We start from the raw sequence: 22,251 nt of genomic DNA, 5'->3' as shown, positions 1-22,251 counted from the left end.
CAATAGCCCGCTATTTTGATTGTTTACTGGCCGAAAAGAACCAGATGTGTCCGTTTTTAACGAAGTTGTGCGCCTTTTGACTCATTTGTGGACAAGTGTTGCGATAAACTTTTGCGCACCGCTTTTTTGGTGGTAACGAAAGAAAACTTGGAGAGAAACAATGATAAATCTAAAAAAAGTTGTATCTAAAGTTGTAAAGGTGGCAGCCTTTTCGGTTGTTGCAATTAGTGTTGTTGGTTGTACGGGCAACCCATATGAAGAAACCGTTAACGGTCGAAATGATGTCGTGACCCTGGGCGACTCCATTTTCGATTTGAATGGCGTTATCCAAGAAACATTGGAAGCGCGCGCGGGCACTCAGTTCCGTGATTACACGCAGTCAGGTGCCGAGTTGCAAGGTGGTTTGCTAGCGCCATCCGTTGTAGAGCAATATAACGCAGCTAACGCGCACAATGGCAACATCAGCACGATCCTAATGGATGGTGGCGGTAACGACATCCTGATCCCTGCTACTTTGCTTGACCCATATGGCTGCCGTACGCACTGGTGGAGATGGTGGCCTTCAAGTTCTTGCTACAATCTGATCGAAGACCAGTACTACAACGCGGTTAGTCTGCTTAACACGATCGATGCTGATGGTGTGGCTAATGTTGTATGGTTGGGTTATTACGAGCTTCCACGTGGTAATGCAAACCTAACTACTGCACTTAACTACGGTGATGACTTACTTGGTTATGCATGTGAAGTGAGCTCAGCTGCAAGCTGCCAGTTTGTTGATCCACGCGGCACGGTTCCAGCGAGCCAAGTTGAAGGTGACGATATTCACCCAACTCCAGCTGGATCAGTTAACCTAGCGAATCAAATTGAGCCAGTATTGTTCCCGCTTCTATAGGGCACATATCTGACAGAGATACGGAGCAAGTCTGTATCTAGAAAACGCCCTCGTTCGAGGGCGTTTTTATTTGCGATGATTTTAATTGGTGTGAGCCGGTTCTAATCTAGCGGTTTTGGTGCATGGTTAAATAGCTTTGTAAGCTTCGAAGAATCAGGACTAACGATGAAAAAAATAATAATTTTTGCTAGTGCAGTGTTTGTAGCTGGTGGCATCACATATCTTTCCTTTCAGTCTCAATCAGAAAATGAAATAGCTAGAGATGGCTCCTTTGGTAGTGGGAATATGGCGCCTGAGATAGAACAAAAGGCTGCAATAAAGCAAGCTGCGATACCCGAGGTGCTCAAGAAGAAGGGGAACATGGCGCCCGATGCGCTCGTAGAGCAGCTGAGCAGAAAAATGCGCGCGCAATTTGCTGACAGCATTAACAGTATCGTTGTGCAGGTTAGTTTAAAAGATATGCGAGTGGGCTTGGAGTCAGAGTTTCCGGGGCAAGGTTCTCAGATGTTTGAAGAGATCCTTAGGCGGGCATTTCCTGAGCTTGCTGACCAGATTTTGCTCGCCATTGCCAACATGGATGCATATGACGAGTGGCTGGTTGATAGCTATCTCGATTTGAATGATATGAATGCCGTGGCCAAAGATAACACTGTATGGAACAAGCGCATTGAGTTGTTTGGTGAAGAAGATGCGCGATTAATTTGGAATGAAGAGATCGCTCAAGATCAGCAGCGGGAGCGCAATGTCAAAACGGTTATGACGGAATTGAATACCGCCTATGATATGCCTTTGGAAGATCGCGTTTATACCATGCAGGTCGCTATGCAGGATAATTATGGCGATACCCCCGAGGGTTTACTAATGGGCACCGCGAGTGTGACGACCCAAATGGTGTTCCGGTTAGACTCTGTACAAAAAGAGTTAGCGGCGATGGAGGCCGACGAACGCCAAGAGACAATCAACCAAATGCGTTTGCAATTGGGTTTCCCTGAAGACCGCATTGGTGTTCTGGCAGAGCAGGACAAAAAGAATGACGAAATGTGGGATAAGGGTAATGCCTACATGGAAGAGCGAGAAGCGCTTGTTGCAACTTATCAGGGTGAAGACTTGGAAACCGAGCTTGATTTGCTGCGGCTGAAACACTTTGACGATCGTAATGCATACTCGCTCAAGCAAGAAGAAGCGCTTGGTATGATGCGCTATGAGCGCCAGCGTATTTACGGTTTGAATTGATCATCCACAACGTGAGCCTGTTTGCGGAGATGCTCAAGGCTCACGGCGGGTTTTCGTACTGTTAGGGTTTTAGCTTCTTATACGTCCCGTCTAGCCAACCCTGAATTTCAGACATGTACCACGGAGAGAAGGGGTTGTCAGATACACCTCCAGCCGTTCGGGTATGCAACATGCTTTCATTCATGTCAGCGGCAATTCGCACAGAGGCTGCGAAGCTTGTTTTTCTGCCTGCTGACTCGTATAGCTGGCCCTGATGCGGTGTTGCGCGTCCGCCAATCATTGGTACCTCACCGCTGTCTATCCCAAAGTATTCAGGCACTTTGCCTTGTAAGAGGATGTTGGTGAACTTGAAACGATTTTGCTCTCCCCATGTGATCGAGACGAAGCCGGATTTCGCTTTTTCGAATGCATCACTAAAACACTGGTGCTGGCTTTTCTCCTTGAACCAGATTGAATTTGAGTCTAAAAAGCATTGATCGAAATTCTGATAGAAGTCAATGAACAGACAGGTTTGTTCGCGCAAATGCCGAGATAACTCAGGGCTGATTTGCTCATCTTGGAATACCAATTGGCGTAGTTCTGTATAAAACGCCTCAAATAATGCAGCGCCCGTAGAGTAACGGTCGTAACACTTATCCCAGTCCAGAAGAATCTCAGCGAGCAAGCAATCGTTGAAGTGCTCTTTTAGAATCGGCGCAAGAATCGCCATATACTCTTCGGCTTGAAGGGAGTAGGTGTCCATTTGTATATCGCGTGAGCTGGCGATATCTTGTTTTTTGTCATCAGAGAGCAGCTGGGTAATCCTGCGAGCTCTATGGTCAGCCATCGGCATATTAATCGGTGATGCTGTACCAAACTCGTTTAAATCCTGATTGGCCGTAACAAAGAAACCTTGTTCAGGATTAAGTACGTTTGGAAGTTCCGAAGGTTTGTAAAATCCCGTCCAGTCGTAGTCCTTGTCCCAACCTAGGCCAGGAACGAAACCGTTCCAGCCTTTATTGCGCTTCGGACAAAGGCCTGACATTTGATAGGCGATGTTGTTGTCACGATCTGCGATGACCCAATTCCAAGCGCTCTCTATTTGTCCGCTAAAGTGCTGCATTTCTTCTGCGTTACGTGCGGTCACGAGCTGACGAGCTGCATTTAGACCAGCGGCCCCATAATTGGCAGGAGACCAAAGCGTAGAGAGGTAGAAACCCGGTTCTTGAGGATCTCCATCCAAAATACCGTGAGGATTTTCATAAAAGACTTCAACGTGGTCTAGGTTCTTTTTACGAAGAATATGCTCTTCTCGCATCTCGAATTTTCGCCATGATTTTCCTCTGCGATACTTGCCGTCTTTGCATTCTTCAATCCAGCTATCGACCGTATCTGCAAAGGTGTAGGTTGCTCCCCATGCGACGTCATAAGATCGGCCTATGAGCAATCCCGGAATGCCCGGCATACCATAGCCCATGGCTTGGTAGTCAGGGCAGCTAAGTACTGCTTCGTACCAAACATTGGGAAGCCGATTAACTTCGAGGTGGGGGTCGTTCGCCATTATGGCTGCGCCGCTTTTGGTTCGCGAGCCTGCGACAACCCAATTATTTGATGCCATCATGCGGGGTATTGCGGCTTGCCAAAGTAGCTCCAATGGAATGATGCGCTCAGGTAACTTCACTTTCTGAATCAGTTCGCGGTCATATTCTTGTCCTTCAAGAGGGAAAAGACTGGACAGTTTTTCATCGCTTACGCCATTTTGTAGCAGTTCGATGAATAGGCGTTCTGATTCGGCCTGAGTTTGTGCGAGTGTGAGGTAACCGGTCATACGGAAGATTAAAATGATATCTGTAACGGTCCACGGCTCAGGTTCACCACTAAGTAGGCGCATTAGACTGACGCGGCGCGCTCTGAAGCCGGCGTTTATTCCATCGCATAGTGCCTGACACCAAGAGAGTGTATCTGGCTCTAATTGCCCGATGACTTTCTTCGCATCGCGACGCCAGTTCATCCGCCGGAAAAAACGGTCGATGTTGAGGTTATCTTCGGTGTCGTCTAGGAGTTCACATAAGCGGCCCTGTCCGAGAATGCGCATGAACTGGAGTTGCATGCTTCGATCAAATGCCTGGCAATAGCCAAGACCCCAGTTTAAATCATCAATTGAGTTTGCGTGAATGTGCGGAACACCGTGCTCATCTCGGGTAAGACGAAGGTTCTTCGGTCTAGGCCCTCGGATACGGATAGTTTGACTTTTAGGCAGTTTAAACATGATCGACTACTTTGTGATTATTTTTTAAAACACTATATTCTCTTTTATCGCATTCAACAATGCAGCAACAACCCAACGACAACCTAACGAAAACCCAACAACAAGGATGCCGACTTTGTTTATCGCATGCGCAGAATTGTTCAAGATCGGGATTGGGCCATCGAGCTCCCATACGATGGGCCCCATGCTAGCCGCGGTTTCTTTTCGAGATCGTGTAGGCGAGCTTATTCATGCATCAACGAAGCAAACGGATCAATCGCGACTTCAAGGCATGGTACTTGAGTGCACACTGTATGGTTCGCTCGCGTTTACTGGTAAAGGCCATGCGACAGATCAAGCGGTGATGTTGGGGCTTCATGGTTATTCTCCATCAGACTTGGTTGCTGAGAATGTTCCGGCGTTGCTCGATAATTTACATAAACGGAAAGGCATAGATATTGACGGTGTTGAGATTCGCTACACAGATGCGCAGTTGTATTGGGAGGCAACGAGCCTTGGACTCGCCCATCCAAATACGCTCGCATTTAGCTTGAAGCAGGGTGGGTCGGTTGTCTGTACTGAGCGCTATGTGTCCATTGGTGGTGGATTTGTGGTGACAGAGAGTGCTTTGGATGTTCAGTCTTTGAATATCATTCCCAATATCGATGTGCCTTTTTCCTTCGACTCTGCAAGCGAAATGCTCGAAATGGCACGAAGCTCTGGCTTCACGATTTCTGAAATGAAGCGCCAAAACGAATATGTTCGTCAGCCAGAGACAGCGAAGCTGAGTGAGAGCATTGCGGATATATGGAATGCAATGGGTCAGTGTGTCCGGCAGGGTTTGGATACTCAGGGTATCTTACCCGGAGGCCTTAAGGTGCAGCGCCGTGCTAGTGACTATTATCAAGATCTTAAAGGTGCGGAGTCAGTGCCTGAAAGCCATGAGTGGCTAAGCGCTTATGCGATGGCTGTTAACGAGCAGAACGCGAATGGTCAGATGGTGGTGACTGCCCCGACGAATGGCGCTGCCGGCGTGATTCCCGCCGTTCTCTATTATTTTGAGCAGCATTGTCTATCCTCGCAATGTTTAGCGGCGTCGCAGCGTGAAGACTTCTTCTTAACGGCGGCAGCCATTGGCGGACTGATAAAACATAATAGTTCGATTTCAGGCGCGGAGGTGGGCTGTCAGGGTGAGGTCGGTTCTGCCGCTGCAATGGCCGCTGCAGGCTTGTGTGCTGTTAAGGGTGGCAGCCCTGAGCAGATTGAGCATGCGGCTGAAATTGCGCTGGAGCATCATCTGGGAATGACCTGCGACCCAGTGCAGGGGCTGGTGCAAGTGCCATGCATTGAGCGCAACGCCTTTGGCGCAGTGAAAGCGTGGCTGGCGGCAGATCTCGCGTTGAGAACAAAGACTGGGCACGTAATGTCTCTGGATTCATGCATCAAAGCGATGCATGAAACCGGACTGGCAATGTCAGATAATTACAAAGAGACCTCTCTTGGGGGGCTCGCTGCATCTTGGGTTGAGTGTTAGCCATGCTGCTGGTCGCTTAATCGCGGTCTGTACCTGCTTCGGAGGCTGCAATAACGTGAGGTTCGTCTGCCGCATCGGCATACCATCGCTGCATTGACGGTAGCGTGAGGATTTTGTCCATATAAGCGTGACTTGTGTCTGATACTTCGATGGCATATGTCGCAAAGCGTGATACGACAGGGGCGAACATACAATCGACAATGCTGAACTCGCCAAAGAGCCATTCGCCGTCATGTCGGTTGAGTGCATCTTGCCACATACCGTCAATGCGATGAACTTCATGCTCGCACTTCTCGCTGAGTTTAATCTTGCGACTGGCGCGACAGTTCATGGGGAGTTCGCTACGCAGAGCCGCAAATCCCGCATGCATTTCTGAGCAATATGCGCGTGCAACGGCGCGTTCTTTAGCGCGCTGAGGCCACGCTCTATTATCCAGATGGTTCTCGGAGATATACTCGCATATCGCAAGGGATTCCCAGATGGTCATTTCTTCGTCAATTAAAACAGGAACTTTAAAGCTTGGTGAGTATTCTGCGAGCAACTCATGGCTGCGAGCCTGTCTGAGGGGAATTACCGTTTCTTCGAAATCGAGATCAAAGTGAGACAGCAAAAGCCAAGGACGCATCGACCAGGATGAATAGTTTTTGTTTCCAATGATCAGTTCCATGCCTGTCCTCCTGACAGAATTGAAGTTGGGGTGGCGATGAGCGCAGGCTTACATGAATAGGGTTATCTCGAAACAACTCGCTCAAGACAACTAATTCAAAACAGCTAACTCAAAACAGCTAATTCACAACAACTAGCTCAAAACAGCTAACTCAAACAACGATCGCAAAAGAATTGAGCGTTTAGGCTATCCGCCAGATCGCTTAACAGTATAGCCTTTATCAGAAAGTAGCTGGGTGATTAAGTCTCGCTGATCACCTTGTATTTCAACTGTGTGTTCTTTCAACGCGCCGCCAACACCGCACTTCTTTTTTAGCTCTTTGGTGATAATCTTAAGCTTCTCTTTCTTCTCGAGAATGCCTTCGATTAACGTAACGCCTTTGCCACCGCGACCCTTTCGCTCGTAGCGAACACGAACAACGCCATCACCTTCTGGTGTTTCATCATCGCTGCACGTGCAGTTGTTTATAGCCTGTTTGCAACTTGGGCAGGTTTTTCCTACCTCAGTTGAGTAAACGAGGCCTCCAAGATCAGCAAAAGATTTCGCTTTCGGCATGACGCTTTCCTATACACATTAGACGTTATTTTAAATGCTGAGTCGCTTAACGGGGCGCATTAGCGAGCGGGAGCCATAGATAGCGCCCAAGCCCACAACTAGATTTGACAGCGCAGCGCCAGCGTAAATGCCGTCTAGGCCAAAGTAAATAGACCCTAAATATGCGAGTGGTACGAAGAGCCCTATCAAACGCATAAACGACATCAAAAGTGACGGTATCGGTTTTCCCATACCGTTATAGCTTGATGAGGTAATCATAATCACAGCGAGAAAAAAATACGACCATGGTACCGCTAATAGGTAGTGACTCGAGGCAGAGACCACCTTTGCGTCGTCAGTGAACAGCTGAGAAATATCTTTGCTAAAGAAGAGTAAGATCAAGGTTAACGCAAAGCAAAAAGCAAGGCTAAATCGTCGCGTGAGAAGCAAGCCTTGCGCTACTCTATCTTGACGCCCAGCACCCCAGTTCTGACCAACAAATGGCCCCATAATGGAAGAGATCGCCATGATTACCACTAGGCATAGCGACTCGATGCGACTGGCTACGCCGAAGCCCGCGACAGCGTCGGTCCCGTAAGCGGCAACCAACCATGTTGCATAAGCGACGGAAAGGGGGGCGATTAGGTTTGTGCCAATGGCGGGAATGGCGAGCCGAAGAATATCTAGCCAGCTTTGGACGATGCGTCCCTTACAATCGCTCAAGCTTAAAAACCGAAGCCTGACGGTGAGTAAATATAAGCCGATGAAGAGAGCAAACGAGTAAGAAACGATGGTGGCGACCGCTGCGCCGGCTAGTCCCATTGCAGGGAAGCCGAAGTAACCAAAGATCAAGATTGGGTCGAGAATGATGTTTACAACTGCGACCACCATCATAATGACACCGGGAATGAAGGTATTCCCGGCTGCTCTCAATGCGGAATTACCGACCATCGGTATAACGACAATAAAGCTTCCGAGAAACCAAATATCCATAAACTCATGAATAAGCGGCATGAGATGAACTGGCGCACCCAGTGTTCTAAAAATAGGCGTGATGTTTTGATAGCCCAGCACTGCGAAGCTGGCGGCAATCACGACACCGATGAACAGAGACTGTGTTGCGTACAGCCGGACCGTTTTGGTCTGGCCTGCACCGATGGCTCGGGAAATCAACGAGGAGCTTCCGATACCAATGCCGAAGGCCAAACTGAGTAAAACCGAAACGATGGGGATGGTGAAGCTCATCGCGGCCAACGGTTCTGTACCAAGTTGTCCGACGTACCACGTATCGACGAGGTTCATCGACATGATCGATAAAATGCCCCAGATCATCGGCACGGTCATTCGTTTTAAATGTGTGCTAACAGGGCCCTGTGTCAGGTCAGATTGTATCAAGGCTTATTTTGATTTTTTAGGTGGGGGTGTGGTTCGAGTGCTGTCGTGTTTCTTAGCGATACCTTCTTGCTCTCCGGCAAAGTGCAGGGCTGTGTTGAATGCTTCTTTCGTAAATGCCAATACATGCGCAAAGCCTTCATCACTCAATTGGCGCGCGTTATCTTGTGAGCGATAAATATTAATGAACTCTCGTTCCCTTTGATATTGTAGCGGAAGCCTTCCAGCGCCCCAATCGTGCAGGAGTTTCCATGTTTCTGGAGAATAGGTGCGGCTGTACTTTAAGATAAAAGGGATAGGATCATTGCGCGCGAGAAGCGCGCTCAAGCGAAGAATGAGTTCGAAGGATAGAGTGGCCGTGCCATTTTCAACGGCTTCGAGCAGTGATTTGTCTTTTAATTGCAGGGCGTCACTTAATTCGCTGACGGTGAGGCCAGCAACCTCTCGAAGGTCTTTTAAGCTTTGGCCCGCTGCGAGCATCAGTTTTAACTGATCCTGCGATTGAATGAGCGCTTTGCCGACTTTGTATGATGTGTCGGTTGTACGTTTGGCGAACCGGACCGCTTGACCCGCTGCACTACCAATGCGTTCAAACAGGCCTGAGATTGCTTCTTCACTCACCCAAGGATCTGGAAGATCTTGCTCGGACGGATTTGCGGAGTTACCGGTCTTTCTCCGCTCGCCCTGACTGCGAGCGTCCTGATCAGCCTTAATGGCATTGCGCAGCTCTTCTACGAGTTCGTCTTCGCTAAGCTGCGCTTTGCCGGGTTGATCAGGTTCTTTGGTCATCTAGCGTTAACTTGCTTTTGCAATAGAAGCTTGGGCGGTCGCTTCGATATAGTCGAGCAGGACCTCCACGCTTTCGTCAACAATGAAATCAATCTCTAGCTCATCGCTGCGCGTTTCGCTAGCTTGCTTTTCGACATCTTCTTCCCACGCTTCATAATTTGCATACGGTTCTTTACCGTCAAGAGCTCGACGCCTGTTCTCTAGCGAGAGCTGCTCTTTCTCAGCTTCCTGAATCTCCTTTTCCCGGGTGGTTCTTTTGAGGGAAACTTGAGCTTGGTTGCGTTGTTTTTCCAATAGGGCGATCTCTTCGAGCAAGACTTTGAAATCTTCGTTCTGTGCAAGGCGCTTTTTATGTCTCTCGTTTAGCAGGGACTCTATGCCTGCATTGTTTTGGACGACGCTGTAATCGGCAGCTGCAATTGAATCCCATGGAAGTGCGTTTTCTAAAGCGTCTTCACCCACCTTTGTGCGGTCAACAATGTCTGGGATTTCAATGTCTGGCACTACGCCTTTGTGTTGCGTGCTCGCCCCTGAAATTCTGTAGAACTTAGCTTGAGTAATTTTCAATTGGCCATGATTTAAAGGCCTAACGGATTGGACTGTGCCTTTACCGAATGTTTGAGAACCCATTACCAAGCCGCGATCGTAATCCTGTATCGCACCAGCAAAAATTTCTGAAGCTGAGGCGCTAAGACGATCCACAAGCACGACTAAGGGCCCGCCATAAACCAGTTCTGGATCTGGATCTGTGAGTACTTCAACGCGGTCATTGGCACTTCGAATTTGAACGGTAGGGCCTTCCTCAATAAACAGGCCTGTTAGGCGGTTTGCCTCATCGAGAGAGCCGCCTCCATTGCCTCGCAAGTCGATAACGAGCCCATCCAGTTCCCCATCTGCCCGCATTTCGTTGAGCAGGTTTAAGGTATCGCGAGTAGTGCTTTTGTAATTTGGGTCGCCCGTTTGCATGGCTTGAAAATCGGCATAGAACGTTGGGATTGCGATTACGCCAACGCGCTTTTTGACTCCATTACGCTGAGTCTCGATCAGTTTGCTCTTCGCAGCCTGATCTTCAAGTTTTACTTTGTCTCGGACGATGGCGATTTGTCGTGTTTCGGTATCTACTTTTGCTTCTGAGGGGATAACTTCCAAGCGGACTGTTGAGTGTTTGGGCCCACGAATCAACTCGACAACTTCATCAAGACGCCAGCCGACCACATCGACCATGTCGCCGTCTTCGCCCTGGGCAACGCCAACGATGCGGTCAGCAGGGCCAAGCTGGCCTTGTTGCTGTGCAGGTCCGCCAGCAATCAAACGAACTACTTTTGTAAACTCGTTATCCGCTTGCAAAACGGCGCCAATGCCTTCAAGTGACAAACTCATGTTGATATTAAAATTTTCCGACAGGCGTGGGGAAAAATAGTTAGTGTGCGGGTCGTAAAGGGTGGTGAACGCATTCATGTAAGCTTGAAATGCATCTTCGCTTCGGGTTTGCAAGGCGCGTTTTAGCTGCGATTGATAGCGGGTACGGAGTGTCTTGGCGGCTTCTTCCAGTGATTTGCCTGAAAGCTTTAAAGAGAGCGCGGCGCTTTTCACCCGCTTACGCCATATGTCGCGAAGTTCATCTTCCGTCGTCGCCCAAGGAAGTTCTGATCGGTCAGACAGGATGAATTCGTCATTTTCGAAGTCCATATCTTTGAGGTCGTTTTTGAGGAGCTCAATTTTGTAGACAGCGCGCTTGATGACGCGCTCTTGATACCGATTGTACATTTTAAAGCCAGGCTCTAATTGGCCTGTCTTTAACGCGCCATGCAGGCGAGTGCGGTAGGGTGCAAATTCTTCAATGTCTGACTGGAGAAAGTAGAGTCGTTGGCTATCGAGTGAGTCGAGGTAATGATCGAACACACGCTCTGACAATGTTCGATCGATATCTTGCTTTCGATAATGGCTAAGTAGCAGAGAGCGCGCGATATGAACACTCGCCTCTCGTTGAGATTTTTCAGGAGATAGTTCTGGGGTCGATTGCGCTTGTGCAAGTAGGTCATCGAGACTCTCCTGCGCTGCGTGAACAGAGCCGAACGACAACAACGATATGGCGACGACTAGTACGTGTATAAATTTCATCACTTCACTCTTTTCACTCATAGACCCTAAGAATTGTATGTTATAGCCCAGATAGCCGCCACAAAGGTTGCCAAATATTATGGGTAAACGTGCGCTGTGTCGTTTCAGATTTGAAACTTAGCGATTCGTTTCCTAATTTGTAGACTAGCTTTAATGCAACATGTTCCCTGATTGCAATGTTTTTAGAGGAAAGAGTGATGTCTGTACTAGATAGTATTTTTAATTATAACGAGCGCTTAATCGTTCAAGAGATGGCCGCGCAGCTAGAAAACGAGTCATGCACAGAAGAGCAACTAAGTGACATCGCGTGCTTGGCGTTAAACAAGGTGCCTGCAAAATACATCAAGCATAGCGTGGACAGAGCGTTTTATATGAGTAATGACGAGCGCGCCGAGCTAGAGGTTAGTGTCAGGGAGTCTGTTACGGAAGCCATTAAGTTTATTAAAGGCGTGAAGAACTAGCGCTCGTACGCTTAACCTCTTCAGGCAAAGCGTACGAAGCTTGATTATTAAGCTAGTGCAGACTTGCTTGATTCTTGGGTTGTCGCTTCATGCGCACCAAAGACAGCCGAGATACATGCTTTAATACGTCTTTCGTAAACTTCGCGCAGCTCGTTGCTGATGAGCATGTCTGCATACCAGTTCGTCAGTAGCGCCTCTAACTGTTCTTCTCTGCTCTGATGCCCAGCGCTGCTCAGGCCCTCTGATAGACGGCTAACCTGAAGCTGCATTCTTCGCTCTTGATCTTGTTCTGGGGAGCTAACACCCGCGGCAATCTCACAACGTATGCAGAGCTCTTTCACGGCGTTTTCGTCAGAGGGTTTTACTTTTCCATTTCCCAGATCCTGCCAAAAACGTTTGAAGTGCGACTCTAGACTCTTATCTAAACGCATTGTGCTGACAAACTCTTGTTTGCTCGCGTCCAGCTCACCCTGAGCGAATGCCGTATACGCAAGTACCGCTTTCCGCTCTGCTTCACTCCACTTATTGATGACTTGCTGAAAGCCTAGTCCCTTCAATTGCACCTTCACTTGCGCGATGAGCTTGTCGTATTGATCGTAAAGGCGGGCTTTCTCTTTTGCAGGGAGGTCACCAAGTTGCTTGATCTCTTTTCGTAACTGCGCGAGTGCAGATTCTGCATCAGCTGTTTCACTGAAAGGCTCTTTCACCAGTTCTTTCGCAGCGTCGAGCGCTGATCGAGCAGCGTTACGCTGCTCTTTCTCTGCATCTTTTGCCTTATTGCGTTCTTCGTCTCGACGTTCAAAAATTGCATCGCAAGATTTACGGAATGCTTTCCACAAAGCGCGATCTTTCTTGTGCTCTGTAATGCCCACTTGTTGCCATTCGTTCTGTAAGGTTTTGGCGCCTTGCATGGCGGCGTTCAAATCGTCGCTCTCAGCCAACGCTTGGGCGCGCGCGACAATGTCTTCTTTCAAGGCCAAATTTCGCGCTCGCTCTGAAGCGAGTTTTTCATCGAGCTTTTCAAGTACGGCGTTGAACTTCTCTTGTAGTGAGCGGCTTTTCTTGTGATCTACCGGGTAGGCATCGCGCCATTCGTTCCGCGCCTGGCGATTGATTTTCTCGACGCCTTTCCAGTCTGGATTCTCCCAGTTGTTTTGTTCTACGAAAGCACTCAATTCCTCAAGCATTTTCGCTCTTTTCGCCAAATTGTTTGATTTCACCTGGCTTTGCTGGGAATAGAACTCGGCACATGGCTCAAATGCAGTATCTGACGCTGAAGAGAAACGTTCCCACAAACTTTGATCTTGCGCACCTCCAAGAGATTTCCATTCGTCTTGCAGACTCTTTATTTTCGCGGCTTTGTCCTGAGGATCAAGATGCTGTTCTATCAGTTGTTCCATGGCCTCACAGAGCCTTTCTTGTTGAGGCGAAGCCGCGAAGCCTTGCCAATCGCGCAGTTCGTTTAGCTGGGCGCTTCTGAGCTTTAAGCTTGCCGCAAGTTTGTTCTGGCGGCGTTTGTCGAGTTGGCCGTATGTTTTTCGCACTAACTGCATTTGTTTTTTGGAGGAGGCGAGTTGCTTTTCTTCCAACGACGCATCCAGTTTCATCAGCTGGCGCTCCAATTGATTTTCGAGCTCATCTTGTCGCTGTTTTTCCGCTTCTTTATTCGCTTTAGAACTCGCGATCTGTTGCATGGCGCGCGCAAGTACATCTGGGCGTTCGAAATTCTCTGGCCAGTCTATCTTGGCAATGATCTTACCTAACTGCTCTTTGCTATCTTCGTTTTTTGAATCCAAGAGCGACTCAAGCGCAGGGCTTTGCTGAGTCAGTTTTTGCAGGGCGTTGTGATAGCGACGTAAAAGCCCCATTGCCGTGTTGTATGTCTTCTCTGTCAGCTTGTCGATCGATTGTGCTTTTGTTGACTCGATCCAGCGCGTTTCTTGGGTTTTGATAATCGCATCAATAGCCGATACTTCCTGCGCCGAGGCGGCTCTCTTTCGTAACTGATCAAGCGTGTCGTTTAGAGTGTGTAACGTGGCAGACAGCTCAGAATGCTCCGAATTCGATTCGCGATCATTTGGTTGCGTTGGATCAACCTCGTTCTCGTTGTCTTCCGTTTTCGCATTATTTTTTGACTCTTCGGCAAGTTGTTTTGAGCGAACATCGCATTGGTAGAAGAGATCTTGATACTGGTTCGTCTCGTCTTCAGTGGCGATCGCACTCAGCGTTACCCACTTCTGAGTAAGACTCTCTAGTTTCGCGCTGTACAGGTTAGTATCCTCTGTACTTGCGTGTTCGCGTAGGTTGCTCAACAGAGTGAGTAGTTGTTCGCGTTGTTCTTGGGCGAGTTTTTTGCGTTCACGGATGGCGCTTAGCTTCGCTTTGGCAATTTGGAAAACGTTTTTGTCTTTTGAGCGCGCAACATCAATGACCTGTTGAAGGTTTTGTTCCGTTTCGATGAGTTCGGTCGCAGCTTGGCGCACGCGGCTAAGGTTCGCTTTGCTTGCGATTGCCAGAAGGGCTTGCTCATCTTGCAAGCGAGCTAAACCGTTCATAAAGTCATTTTGCGACTCGGAGGCAATGATAATTTCAGCCAATAGTTGGTCGTTTTGAATTAAATCAAACAGACTTAGCCCTAACTGCTTGATTTGTTCTGCTGTGATTTCAAGCGCTTGCGATTTGTCTTCTTCTTTTAAGGAAGCGTAGTGCTTGATAATCGTTGCTGGGTCTGAGAGTCGTTTAAGCGCAGCAATACGAACATCTGCTGCCGCATCATTGAGCATAAGCTGGACGAGCGTCTGTTGCTCTTCGTTGTTGGCTGAATTCAGGTCTGCAATAGCATTTTTGCGTACTTCTGATGAGGCGTGTTGCCACTTGGGCTTAAAAAGCTTTGATAAAAAACTGGCCATGAGGGTCCCTGCTTTTTCGAACGCGAGCCATAGTGGTTTCGCGATAGTATTTGTTCTTGGAGTGCGCGTATTCTTATCATGTTTTTGCGCGGCAAGTTAATTAGTTTACCCTTGAATTTGTGTGCAAAGAAGCGTTTATTTAAAAGCCCTAATTTCATCACTTTAAGAGCAATGTAGTGGAAGAATCTGAAGACAAAACCTTGGTCACTGATTTGAAGAGCAAAGCGCTTGATTTGCTATCAAGACGGGATCATTCGGTACATGAACTCAGCGAAAAGCTCCGCCGTCACGCTCCGGATGTTGATCCGAGGCTGCTTGATGAAATCACGACTCAATTGATTGAACTTGGGTATTTGTCCGAGCAGCGTTATGTCGATATGTTGATTCGGTCGCGTTCTGCAAAAGGGCAAGGCCCTGCGCGTGTGCGTCAGGAGTTGCAGTTGCAACGTGTTGATAGCGAGTTAGTCTCTTTGTCTTTTGAGGCATGTGATATCGATTGGTTTGAGTTGGCTCGACAAGTGAGAGAGCGGCGCTTCGGGCTGGATGATCCTGGTGATGATCAAAAGTTACGCGCCAAACAACAGCGGTTTTTGTACAGTCGAGGGTTTAGTAGTGATCAGATTCATTACGCTATGCAGCCCTCTGAAGATTAGTCCGGTTTGTCGGGATGCAAATGGTCTTTGATGATTTCAAACAGTTCGGGGCGATTCTGGGCTATCTCATCTTTGCTCAGGCCTTCCAGAGAATGCGGATACTTAAGCCATTCTTCTGTTTCGTGCAAGTAGAAGTCAGGGCTAATGTCGGTCTGATTGCGTGTTGGTTTGTAATACGGAACGGCGACTCTAATTTCCGCCGGAGCATTCCTTCGGGCATGGTTCTTTAGGTGGTCGATCACGGCTTTGATGGTGTGCCCTGTGTCGAACACGTCATCGACAATAAGCAAGCGGTCTGTGTGTTGGACATGCTTGATTAAATAACTCATACCATGAATGCGAATCTCTGAAGAGCGGCCGTCGATACCCGTGTAGGATGACGTACGAATAGCGATGTGATCTGTTTCGATGCCGTGATATTCGAGAAGCTCCTGAACAGCGGTTCCAATAGGCGTTCCACCACGCCATAGCGCAATAATGATGCTTGGGCGAAAATTCGAGTCTAATACTTGGGCGCCGAGGCGGAAGGAATCTTCGAGAAGTTGTTGTGCGCCGATATAGGTTTTAATCGCCAAGTTACTCGTCTCAATAGCTGGTAAGTGGGTCCGATTATTTACTTTTTAACAAAGATTTTGCAAGCTGAACGACCCTACTAACGATGGCCCTAGGTTGTTTGCAATGAGCTCGGATATTCAGGCGAGAGTCGAAACAAAGCGCTATGTAGAAGAAAAGAGTCTCGTCGAAGACAGCTATCGCTTGGCGGTAATGATTTACGAGAGTGGTTTTCGGCCTGATTTTATTGTCGGTATTTGGCGAGGAGGTTCAACGGTTGGAATTTATGTTCAGGAATGCCTTCAGACGCTTGGCTTGAGAACGGATCATATAGCGATCAGAACTTCATACCGGGGTATGCAGCAATACTTTACCGCTCTCGATCAAAAACAGGATATTCGTGTACACGGGATACAGTATCTGCTTGAGAACATGAATCACGACGACAAGTTGTTGATTGTCGATGATGTATTTCGCACTGGTCGACATATTGAAGCGGTAATTGCGCGCTTGAGCAATAAAGCAAAACGAAACATGCCCAGCGATACGAGAATAGCGATGCCTTATTACAAAGAAGGGCATAGCGAAACAGGGCGGGTGCCCGATTTTTATCTGCATAAAACAGACGACTGGTTAGTGTTGCCCTATGAGTTAACCGGTTTGAGTCTAGATGAAATCAAGGCTCACAAGCCTTGGGTCGTACCCTATTTGAGGCCAAAGCTACTGGACTTTTAATTTTGCCGATAACGAATTAGCTGTTCCTGAAATTTTGGCGTGGTGGCTGGTCGTTCTTTCTGCTTGCCGTCGTCAATCCAGCGGAGAACGTCGTAATAGCGTCTAATGTTTTGCACATAGATGACGGGCTCGGAGCCCCTGGCATACCCATAGCGTGTTTTTGAGTAGTATTTTTTTTGCTGAAGCAGTGGCAGAAACTCTTTTACATCGGCCCATTTATTTGGATCTTTGCCGCCTTTTTCGGTAAGGATACGCGCATCTTCCAAGTGCCCAAGTCCCACGTTGTAGGATGCGAGCGCAAACCAGGTTTTATCCGGTTCGGGCACGCTATCTGGAATGCGTTTGTGAATGCGGGCGAAGTACTTTACTCCGCCTTTGATGCTTTGGAGTGGATCTAGACGGTTTTTTATACCCATTTCCTTGGCTGTAACCTGCGTTAGCATCATCAGGCCGCGCACGCCGGTTGGCGATACGGCGTTAGGCCGCCAGTGTGACTCCTGATAGCCCATAGCCGCCATTAAGCGCCAGTCTGTCTCATATTGCTCCGCATACTTCTTATAGGCGTCTTCGTATTTTGGTAGGCGTTGTTTGGAATGCCGTATAAAGGTTCGAGCGCCAACATAGTTAAATTGCGCTAAATGACCATAATACCGTTCGGTGAGGTACATCAGAGTGCCGTCGTCTTTGATCTGGCTAATGAATGCATTGGCCGCCTCGAGAAGGGACTTGTCAGTAGAATTTGGGAAAAACCACGCGACGCCCTTTGGATCTCCGAGTTCAAAGGCTTTTCTGACGCGCGGGTAAAATGCGCGGTGAAGTTGCAATTCAAGCGAATAGACCAGTGCGTAATCGACCTCGCGATCTTGTACCATGCGAATGAGGTCTTCGGTATCTTCGTTGATGGCTTTCCATTTAAGATCTGGTAGCTCCTGCTTGTGTCTTTCAAGCTCCAATAACAAGTGACTATCAATCGCTACAGCGATGCTTTTTCCGACTAAATCGCTCGTCTTGCGTGGGCGAGTTGAACCGTATCGATAGACAATGACGGGCGTCGCCTCGAGAAAGCTATCGCTATAAAGATAGCGTTCGGTATTCGACTCATTGGTCATCATCATGGCTGCGGCCATATTGGTATAGCCATTGTCGAGCGCCGAGCGAACCTGAGAGCGTGTTCCGGCGACTTTTAAGTCAAGCTCGACGCCAAGCGTTTCTGCAAACATCGAGACTAATTCATACTCTAGGCCCTCCCGAGTTTCGCGGCCCTCGTAGTAAATTCCGGGAGCGTTACGAGAGATAACATGCAGGGTTTCACGCGTTTGTATCCGCTCAAGCTCGGTAGGGCTGCCGCATGCAGTGAGCATCGCGCTGAGCAAGATGAGAAGGATAAATATTGAATGGTTAAGAGGTTTCAATCTAAAGCCTTGATTCGAAAGGACTCTTTTGGAAACGAGTGTTCAAATTACTGAATAATGAGTATAGATAATGCAGAGCATTAGAGCGAGCGTAAATACTAATGTATGTTTATAGTTAACAGGGTATGGCCTTTGCAGTAGAATACGCGCCTTTCTTCTACCCGTTTACCCGCTCAGAGGCTAGCCAATACTATGATGGAACTTCGTGGCGCTCCCGCTTTATCTCCGTTTAAGCAACGTTCCCTTTTAGGCCAACTCCAACAGCTCAATCAGAATGTCGCTTCAGTCTACGCTGAATTCATGCACTTTGTGGATGTAAAAGAGGCGCTTGAGGAATACGAGCTCAACGTGCTAAACCGCTTGTTGACCTACGGACCAAAGGCAAATGTCGAATCTGTTGATGGTAAATTGTTCCTTGTCGTACCGCGCTTGGGAACGATCTCTCCATGGTCCAGTAAAGCAACGAATATTGCTCTTGAATGCGGTTTAGACAAGATCAAACGAATCGAGCGCGGTATCGCCTACTTTGTTCGGGTCGAAGGCAAACTCGATAGCGATGCGCATGCGCTCATTTCCAATGCATTGCATGATCGCATGACGCAGGCCGTCTTTCACGAGATAGCGGGTGCTGAGTTATTGTTCCGCGAGTCAGAGCCCGCGCCACTGAGCACAGTAGATGTTCTTTCCTATGGGCAAGATGCCTTGGAAAAAGCGAACCAGCGAATTGGTCTCGCGCTCGCAGACGATGAAATTGAATATTTAACGAAAGCGTTTATTGATCTAAATCGCAACCCGACAGACGTTGAGTTGATGATGTTTGCGCAGGCGAACTCCGAACACTGCCGGCACAAGATATTCAATGCGTCTTGGGATATTGATGGCGAAGCACAAGAGAAATCGCTCTTTGCTATGATCAAAAATACCAATGCCTTAGCGGGCGAAAAGGTCCTTTCCGCATATAAAGATAACGCATCGGTTATCGTTGGGCACAAAGGTAAGCGCTTCTTCCCGAATCCTGAAACCAAGGTGTATGAGCCGCATGATGAGGACATTCATATCCTCATGAAAGTGGAAACGCACAATCACCCCACGGCGATTTCTCCTTTTAGCGGCGCCTCAACGGGTTCTGGCGGCGAGATCCGTGACGAGGGCGCCACGGGTAAAGGATCTAAGCCAAAGGCTGGCTTATCGGGCTTTACTGTTTCTAATTTGAAAATCCCAGGCTTTGAGCAGCCTTGGGAAAAAGATTACGGCAAGCCGGAGCGAATATGTTCTGCGCTCGACATTATGATTGACGGGCCGATCGGAGGCGCTGCTTTTAATAATGAGTTTGGTCGACCGAATCTTGCAGGTTATTTCCGAACTTTTGAACAAGAAGTCAGTTACGGCGCGCAGACAGAGGTTAAGGGTTATCACAAGCCGATCATGATTGCCGGCGGTTTAGGAAATATTCGCGCGGATCACGTAGAAAAAGGCGAGATCTCTGTTGGTGCCAAATTGATTGTATTGGGCGGCCCCGCAATGCTGATCGGCTTGGGTGGCGGCGCTGCGTCATCTATGGACTCGGGAGCAAGCCACGCCGATTTGGATTTTGCATCTGTTCAACGAGAAAACCCAGAAATGGAGCGTCGTTGTCAGGAGGTTATCGACCGTTGTTGGCAGCTGGGTGACGAAAATCCAATAGCCTTCATTCATGATGTGGGCGCTGGCGGTCTCTCAAATGCGTTTCCTGAGTTGGTAAAAGATGGAGGGCGCGGCGGTCGTTTTGACTTGCGACAAGTTCCCAATGATGAGCCCGGTATGGCGCCGCACGAGATATGGTGTAACGAGTCACAAGAGCGCTATGTTATGGCCGTTGAGCCAAAAGATTTAGCGCGTTTTGAAGCGATTTGTGCTCGTGAACGATGCCCTTATGCGGTTGTTGGTGAAGCGCTCGAGCAAGACGAGTTGACCGTTGAAGATCCGCATTTTAATAACAAGCCTGTTGATCTTCCTATGTCGGTACTGTTTGGCAAGCCACCAAAGATGCATCGAAGCGTCGAAAGCGCCGCATTCCTCAAAGAAGTATTTGATTCAACACAGATTAATATTAAAGAAGCTGCCGAGCGCGTGCTTCGTTTGCCTAGCGTGGCGAGTAAGAGCTTTTTGATTACCATTGGCGATCGTAGCATTACCGGTATGGTGGCCCGAGATCAGATGGTGGGCCCTTGGCAGGTACCCGTTGCAGATGTTGCGGTGACTGCCTCTGATTTAGAGGGTTATACCGGCGAAGCGATGGCCATGGGCGAGCGTACACCGATTGCCATTATCGATGCCGCCGCTTCCGCCCGTATGGCGGTTGGTGAAGCCGTAACGAATTTGGCTGCGGCGCAAATAGCATCGATTTCTGATATCAAAATGTCCGCTAACTGGATGGCGGCGGCCGGACATACCGGCGAAGACGAGAAGCTATATCGAGCTGTTGAAGCTGTGGGTATGGATCTATGTCCTAAACTGGGCATATCGATTCCGGTTGGCAAAGACTCGATGTCGATGAAGACCGTATGGAGAGACGAGCAGGGTGAAAAGGCGGTTGTCTCGCCGTTGTCGCTGGTTATTTCGGGTTTTGCGCCTGTGAGTGATGTTCGTAAAACGCTCACGCCTCAGCTGCACGCTACCTCAGATGCAACGGATTTGATTCTCATTGATTTGGCTAACGGCCAAAACCGACTTGGCGGCTCTGCCTTGGCGCAGGTTTATAATCGTGTTGGCGCTGTATGCCCTGATGTAAATGATGCAGAAGATCTAAAAGCGTTTTTTGCCGTGATTCAGGGATTGATCGGTGACGATAAGCTGCTGGCTTATCACGATCGTTCTGACGGTGGATTATTCGTCACGCTGTGTGAAATGGCGTTTGCGGGCCATGTTGGTGTTGATGTGAAGCTAGATATGCTTGCAGAAGATGCTTCTCATTTTGCGCGTGAGCTATTCAATGAAGAGCTAGGTGCGGTGATTCAAGTGCGTGCTGAAGATACAGAGTTTGTGCTTCAGCAATTTAATGCCGCAGGGCTTGGTGAACATACTTTAGTCATTGGGTCTCCAAACGACCGCGATAGTATTGAATTTACTTTTGATGGCGCGGAAGTCTTGAGTGCGAATCGAGCCGACTACTGGAAGATTTGGTCCGAGACGAGTTATCGGATTCAGTCCATGCGCGATAACTCTGAGTGCGCACAAGAAGAGTTCGACGCATTATCGGATACGAAGAACCCAGGTCTTCACGCGGCACTGAGCTTTGATGTTAACGAGAATGTTGCCGCGCCATATTTCAATACAGGCGCGAAGCCTAAAGTTGCAGTGCTGCGTGAGCAGGGTGTTAATGGTCAAATCGAAATGGCGGCCGCATACACCAAGGCAGGTTTTGAGGCGCAAGACGTCCACATGAGTGATTTGAATAGTGGTCGAGTTGCGCTGGCTGATTTCAATGCCTTGGTGGCTTGTGGCGGCTTCTCTTATGGCGATGTGCTCGGTGCAGGCGAAGGCTGGGCGAAATCGATTCTCTTCCATGAGCAGGTGAAGAATCAGTTTCAGGCTTTCTTTGAGCGTGAGAATACCTTGGCGTTGGGCGTGTGCAACGGTTGTCAGATGCTGTCGAACCTGCGAGAGATCATTCCCGGAACAAAACACTGGCCGCACTTTGTTCGTAATCGCTCTGAGCAGTTTGAGGCTCGCTTCGTTATGGTTGAGTTGCTTGAATCGCAATCGGTGATGCTAGATGGCATGGCAGGCACTCGTATTCCGGTTGCGATCGCGCACGGAGAGGGGCGAGCGGAGTTCGGCTCAGAGAGCGCTATTCCTTCGTTGATTGAAAGTGGTCAGCTAGCGATGCGTTATGTTGACAATTACGGCGCTGCGACAGAAAGCTATCCATTCAATCCGAATGGTTCGCCAGAAGGGGTGACCGGCCTTTGTTCCGAGAATGGTCGCGTAACGATTATGATGCCTCACCCTGAACGCGTGTATCGTACTCTGCAAAATTCCTGGCATCCATCGGATTGGGAAGAGCGAGCGCCTTGGCTGCGTATCTTTGAGAATGCGAGAGCCTTCTTTAAGTAAACGGGAGTAACGGCTAACGCTCCCTGCGTGAGCTTGCTGCAACAA

At 48.6% G+C, this 22,251-nt stretch carries 17 protein-coding genes; 7 read left to right on the top strand and 10 right to left on the bottom strand.

What is annotated here, in order from left to right:
- The first annotated feature begins 160 nt into the window (after positions 1-160).
- Together A3750_RS22225 and A3750_RS22220 are read left to right on the top strand one after the other, a co-directional pair.
- On the top strand, positions 161-892 hold the full coding sequence (locus A3750_RS22225; protein WP_068454971.1) for an SGNH/GDSL hydrolase family protein: 732 nt from the start codon (positions 161-163) through the stop codon (positions 890-892).
- Between the two features lie 165 nt (positions 893-1,057).
- The gene (locus A3750_RS22220) at positions 1,058-2,125 is read left to right on the top strand and encodes a hypothetical protein (RefSeq protein ID WP_068548858.1); all 1,068 of its coding nucleotides are present in this window, start codon (positions 1,058-1,060) and stop codon (positions 2,123-2,125) included.
- Between the two features lie 61 nt (positions 2,126-2,186).
- Here A3750_RS22220 and A3750_RS22215 read toward each other — a convergent pair whose 3' ends face one another.
- Both A3750_RS22215 and A3750_RS26520 read right to left on the bottom strand, forming a co-directional pair.
- A complete protein-coding gene (locus A3750_RS22215) occupies positions 2,187-4,373 on the bottom strand; it encodes a penicillin acylase family protein (protein WP_068548856.1) in 2,187 nt (728 codons plus the stop codon).
- A gap of 24 nt (positions 4,374-4,397) precedes the next feature.
- Positions 4,398-4,559, bottom strand: coding sequence for a hypothetical protein (locus A3750_RS26520; RefSeq protein WP_197466258.1), 162 nt, complete (start codon positions 4,557-4,559; stop codon positions 4,398-4,400).
- Here A3750_RS26520 and A3750_RS22210 point away from each other — a divergent pair.
- Complete coding sequence (locus A3750_RS22210; RefSeq protein ID WP_231871921.1) at positions 4,549-5,886, top strand: L-serine ammonia-lyase; 1,338 nt, start codon at positions 4,549-4,551, stop codon at positions 5,884-5,886. The genes A3750_RS26520 and A3750_RS22210 overlap by 11 nt on opposite strands.
- A gap of 16 nt (positions 5,887-5,902) precedes the next feature.
- Here the strand turns inward: A3750_RS22210 and A3750_RS22205 are convergent, their stop codons facing one another.
- The 5 genes from A3750_RS22205 to A3750_RS22185 all read right to left on the bottom strand — a co-directional run bounded on the left by A3750_RS22205 (position 5,903) and on the right by A3750_RS22185 (position 11,389).
- Positions 5,903-6,553 carry a glutathione S-transferase family protein gene (locus A3750_RS22205; RefSeq protein ID WP_068548854.1) on the bottom strand — a complete coding sequence of 217 codons (651 nt, stop codon included), beginning with the start codon at positions 6,551-6,553 and terminating at the stop codon, positions 5,903-5,905.
- Positions 6,554-6,739: 186 nt separating this feature from the next.
- A complete protein-coding gene (locus A3750_RS22200) occupies positions 6,740-7,108 on the bottom strand; it encodes a translation initiation factor Sui1 (RefSeq protein ID WP_068548852.1) in 369 nt (122 codons plus the stop codon).
- Positions 7,109-7,138: 30 nt separating this feature from the next.
- Positions 7,139-8,419 carry an MATE family efflux transporter gene (locus A3750_RS22195; RefSeq protein ID WP_197475239.1) on the bottom strand — a complete coding sequence of 427 codons (1,281 nt, stop codon included), beginning with the start codon at positions 8,417-8,419 and terminating at the stop codon, positions 7,139-7,141.
- Between the two features lie 66 nt (positions 8,420-8,485).
- On the bottom strand, positions 8,486-9,268 hold the full coding sequence (locus tag A3750_RS27035) for a helix-turn-helix transcriptional regulator (protein WP_231871920.1): 783 nt from the start codon (positions 9,266-9,268) through the stop codon (positions 8,486-8,488).
- 6 nt (positions 9,269-9,274) lie between these two features.
- Complete coding sequence (locus A3750_RS22185) at positions 9,275-11,389, bottom strand: carboxy terminal-processing peptidase (RefSeq protein ID WP_197475238.1); 2,115 nt, start codon at positions 11,387-11,389, stop codon at positions 9,275-9,277.
- 197 nt (positions 11,390-11,586) lie between these two features.
- Here A3750_RS22185 and A3750_RS22180 point away from each other — a divergent pair, with 197 nt between their 5' ends.
- Complete coding sequence (locus A3750_RS22180; protein ID WP_068451563.1) at positions 11,587-11,850, top strand: late competence development ComFB family protein; 264 nt, start codon at positions 11,587-11,589, stop codon at positions 11,848-11,850.
- A gap of 47 nt (positions 11,851-11,897) precedes the next feature.
- Here the strand turns inward: A3750_RS22180 and A3750_RS22175 are convergent, their stop codons facing one another.
- Positions 11,898-14,759: a DUF349 domain-containing protein gene (locus A3750_RS22175; protein ID WP_068548848.1), complete on the bottom strand. Its 2,862-nt coding sequence runs from the start codon at positions 14,757-14,759 to the stop codon at positions 11,898-11,900.
- Between the two features lie 176 nt (positions 14,760-14,935).
- Here A3750_RS22175 and A3750_RS22170 point away from each other — a divergent pair, with 176 nt between their 5' ends.
- Entirely contained in the window at positions 14,936-15,412 is a 477-nt protein-coding gene (locus A3750_RS22170; protein ID WP_068548846.1) for a regulatory protein RecX, read from the top strand.
- Here A3750_RS22170 and A3750_RS22165 read toward each other — a convergent pair.
- Entirely contained in the window at positions 15,409-15,987 is a 579-nt protein-coding gene (locus A3750_RS22165) for a phosphoribosyltransferase (protein WP_068548843.1), read from the bottom strand. The genes A3750_RS22170 and A3750_RS22165 overlap by 4 nt on opposite strands.
- A gap of 103 nt (positions 15,988-16,090) precedes the next feature.
- Here A3750_RS22165 and A3750_RS22160 point away from each other — a divergent pair, with 103 nt between their 5' ends.
- Positions 16,091-16,699, top strand: coding sequence for a phosphoribosyltransferase (locus A3750_RS22160; RefSeq protein ID WP_068548841.1), 609 nt, complete (start codon positions 16,091-16,093; stop codon positions 16,697-16,699).
- Here A3750_RS22160 and mltF read toward each other — a convergent pair.
- Positions 16,696-18,111, bottom strand: coding sequence for a membrane-bound lytic murein transglycosylase MltF (gene mltF, locus A3750_RS22155; RefSeq protein WP_068453616.1), 1,416 nt, complete (start codon positions 18,109-18,111; stop codon positions 16,696-16,698). The genes A3750_RS22160 and mltF overlap by 4 nt on opposite strands.
- Positions 18,112-18,303: 192 nt before the next feature.
- Here mltF and purL point away from each other — a divergent pair, with 192 nt between their 5' ends.
- A complete protein-coding gene (purL, locus tag A3750_RS22150) occupies positions 18,304-22,206 on the top strand; it encodes a phosphoribosylformylglycinamidine synthase (RefSeq protein ID WP_068548840.1) in 3,903 nt (1,300 codons plus the stop codon).
- The last annotated feature ends 45 nt before the right edge of the window (positions 22,207-22,251 follow it).

The organism is Oleiphilus sp. HI0079, from assembly GCF_001635105.1.
Note: the sequence above shows the minus strand (reverse complement) of the source record. Positions and strands in the feature narration are given on the sequence as shown.

Excerpts from the sequence above, each read along its gene's own strand:
- A3750_RS22225 (WP_068454971.1), top strand. The coding sequence starts at position 161 with ATGATAAATCTAAAAAAAGTTGTATCTAAAGTTGTAAAGGTGGCAGCC.
- A3750_RS22220 (WP_068548858.1), top strand. The coding sequence starts at position 1,058 with ATGAAAAAAATAATAATTTTTGCTAGTGCAGTGTTTGTAGCTGGTGGC.
- A3750_RS22215 (WP_068548856.1), bottom strand. The coding sequence starts at position 4,373 with ATGTTTAAACTGCCTAAAAGTCAAACTATCCGTATCCGAGGGCCTAGA.
- A3750_RS22210 (WP_231871921.1), top strand. The coding sequence starts at position 4,549 with ATGGGCCCCATGCTAGCCGCGGTTTCTTTTCGAGATCGTGTAGGCGAG.
- A3750_RS26520 (WP_197466258.1), bottom strand. The coding sequence starts at position 4,559 with ATGGGGCCCATCGTATGGGAGCTCGATGGCCCAATCCCGATCTTGAAC.
- A3750_RS22205 (WP_068548854.1), bottom strand. The coding sequence starts at position 6,553 with ATGGAACTGATCATTGGAAACAAAAACTATTCATCCTGGTCGATGCGT.
- A3750_RS22200 (WP_068548852.1), bottom strand. The coding sequence starts at position 7,108 with ATGCCGAAAGCGAAATCTTTTGCTGATCTTGGAGGCCTCGTTTACTCA.
- A3750_RS22195 (WP_197475239.1), bottom strand. The coding sequence starts at position 8,419 with ATGATCTGGGGCATTTTATCGATCATGTCGATGAACCTCGTCGATACG.
- A3750_RS27035 (WP_231871920.1), bottom strand. The coding sequence starts at position 9,268 with ATGACCAAAGAACCTGATCAACCCGGCAAAGCGCAGCTTAGCGAAGAC.
- A3750_RS22185 (WP_197475238.1), bottom strand. The coding sequence starts at position 11,389 with ATGAAATTTATACACGTACTAGTCGTCGCCATATCGTTGTTGTCGTTC.
- A3750_RS22180 (WP_068451563.1), top strand. The coding sequence starts at position 11,587 with ATGTCTGTACTAGATAGTATTTTTAATTATAACGAGCGCTTAATCGTT.
- A3750_RS22175 (WP_068548848.1), bottom strand. The coding sequence starts at position 14,759 with ATGGCCAGTTTTTTATCAAAGCTTTTTAAGCCCAAGTGGCAACACGCC.
- A3750_RS22160 (WP_068548841.1), top strand. The coding sequence starts at position 16,091 with ATGAGCTCGGATATTCAGGCGAGAGTCGAAACAAAGCGCTATGTAGAA.
- purL (WP_068548840.1), top strand. The coding sequence starts at position 18,304 with ATGATGGAACTTCGTGGCGCTCCCGCTTTATCTCCGTTTAAGCAACGT.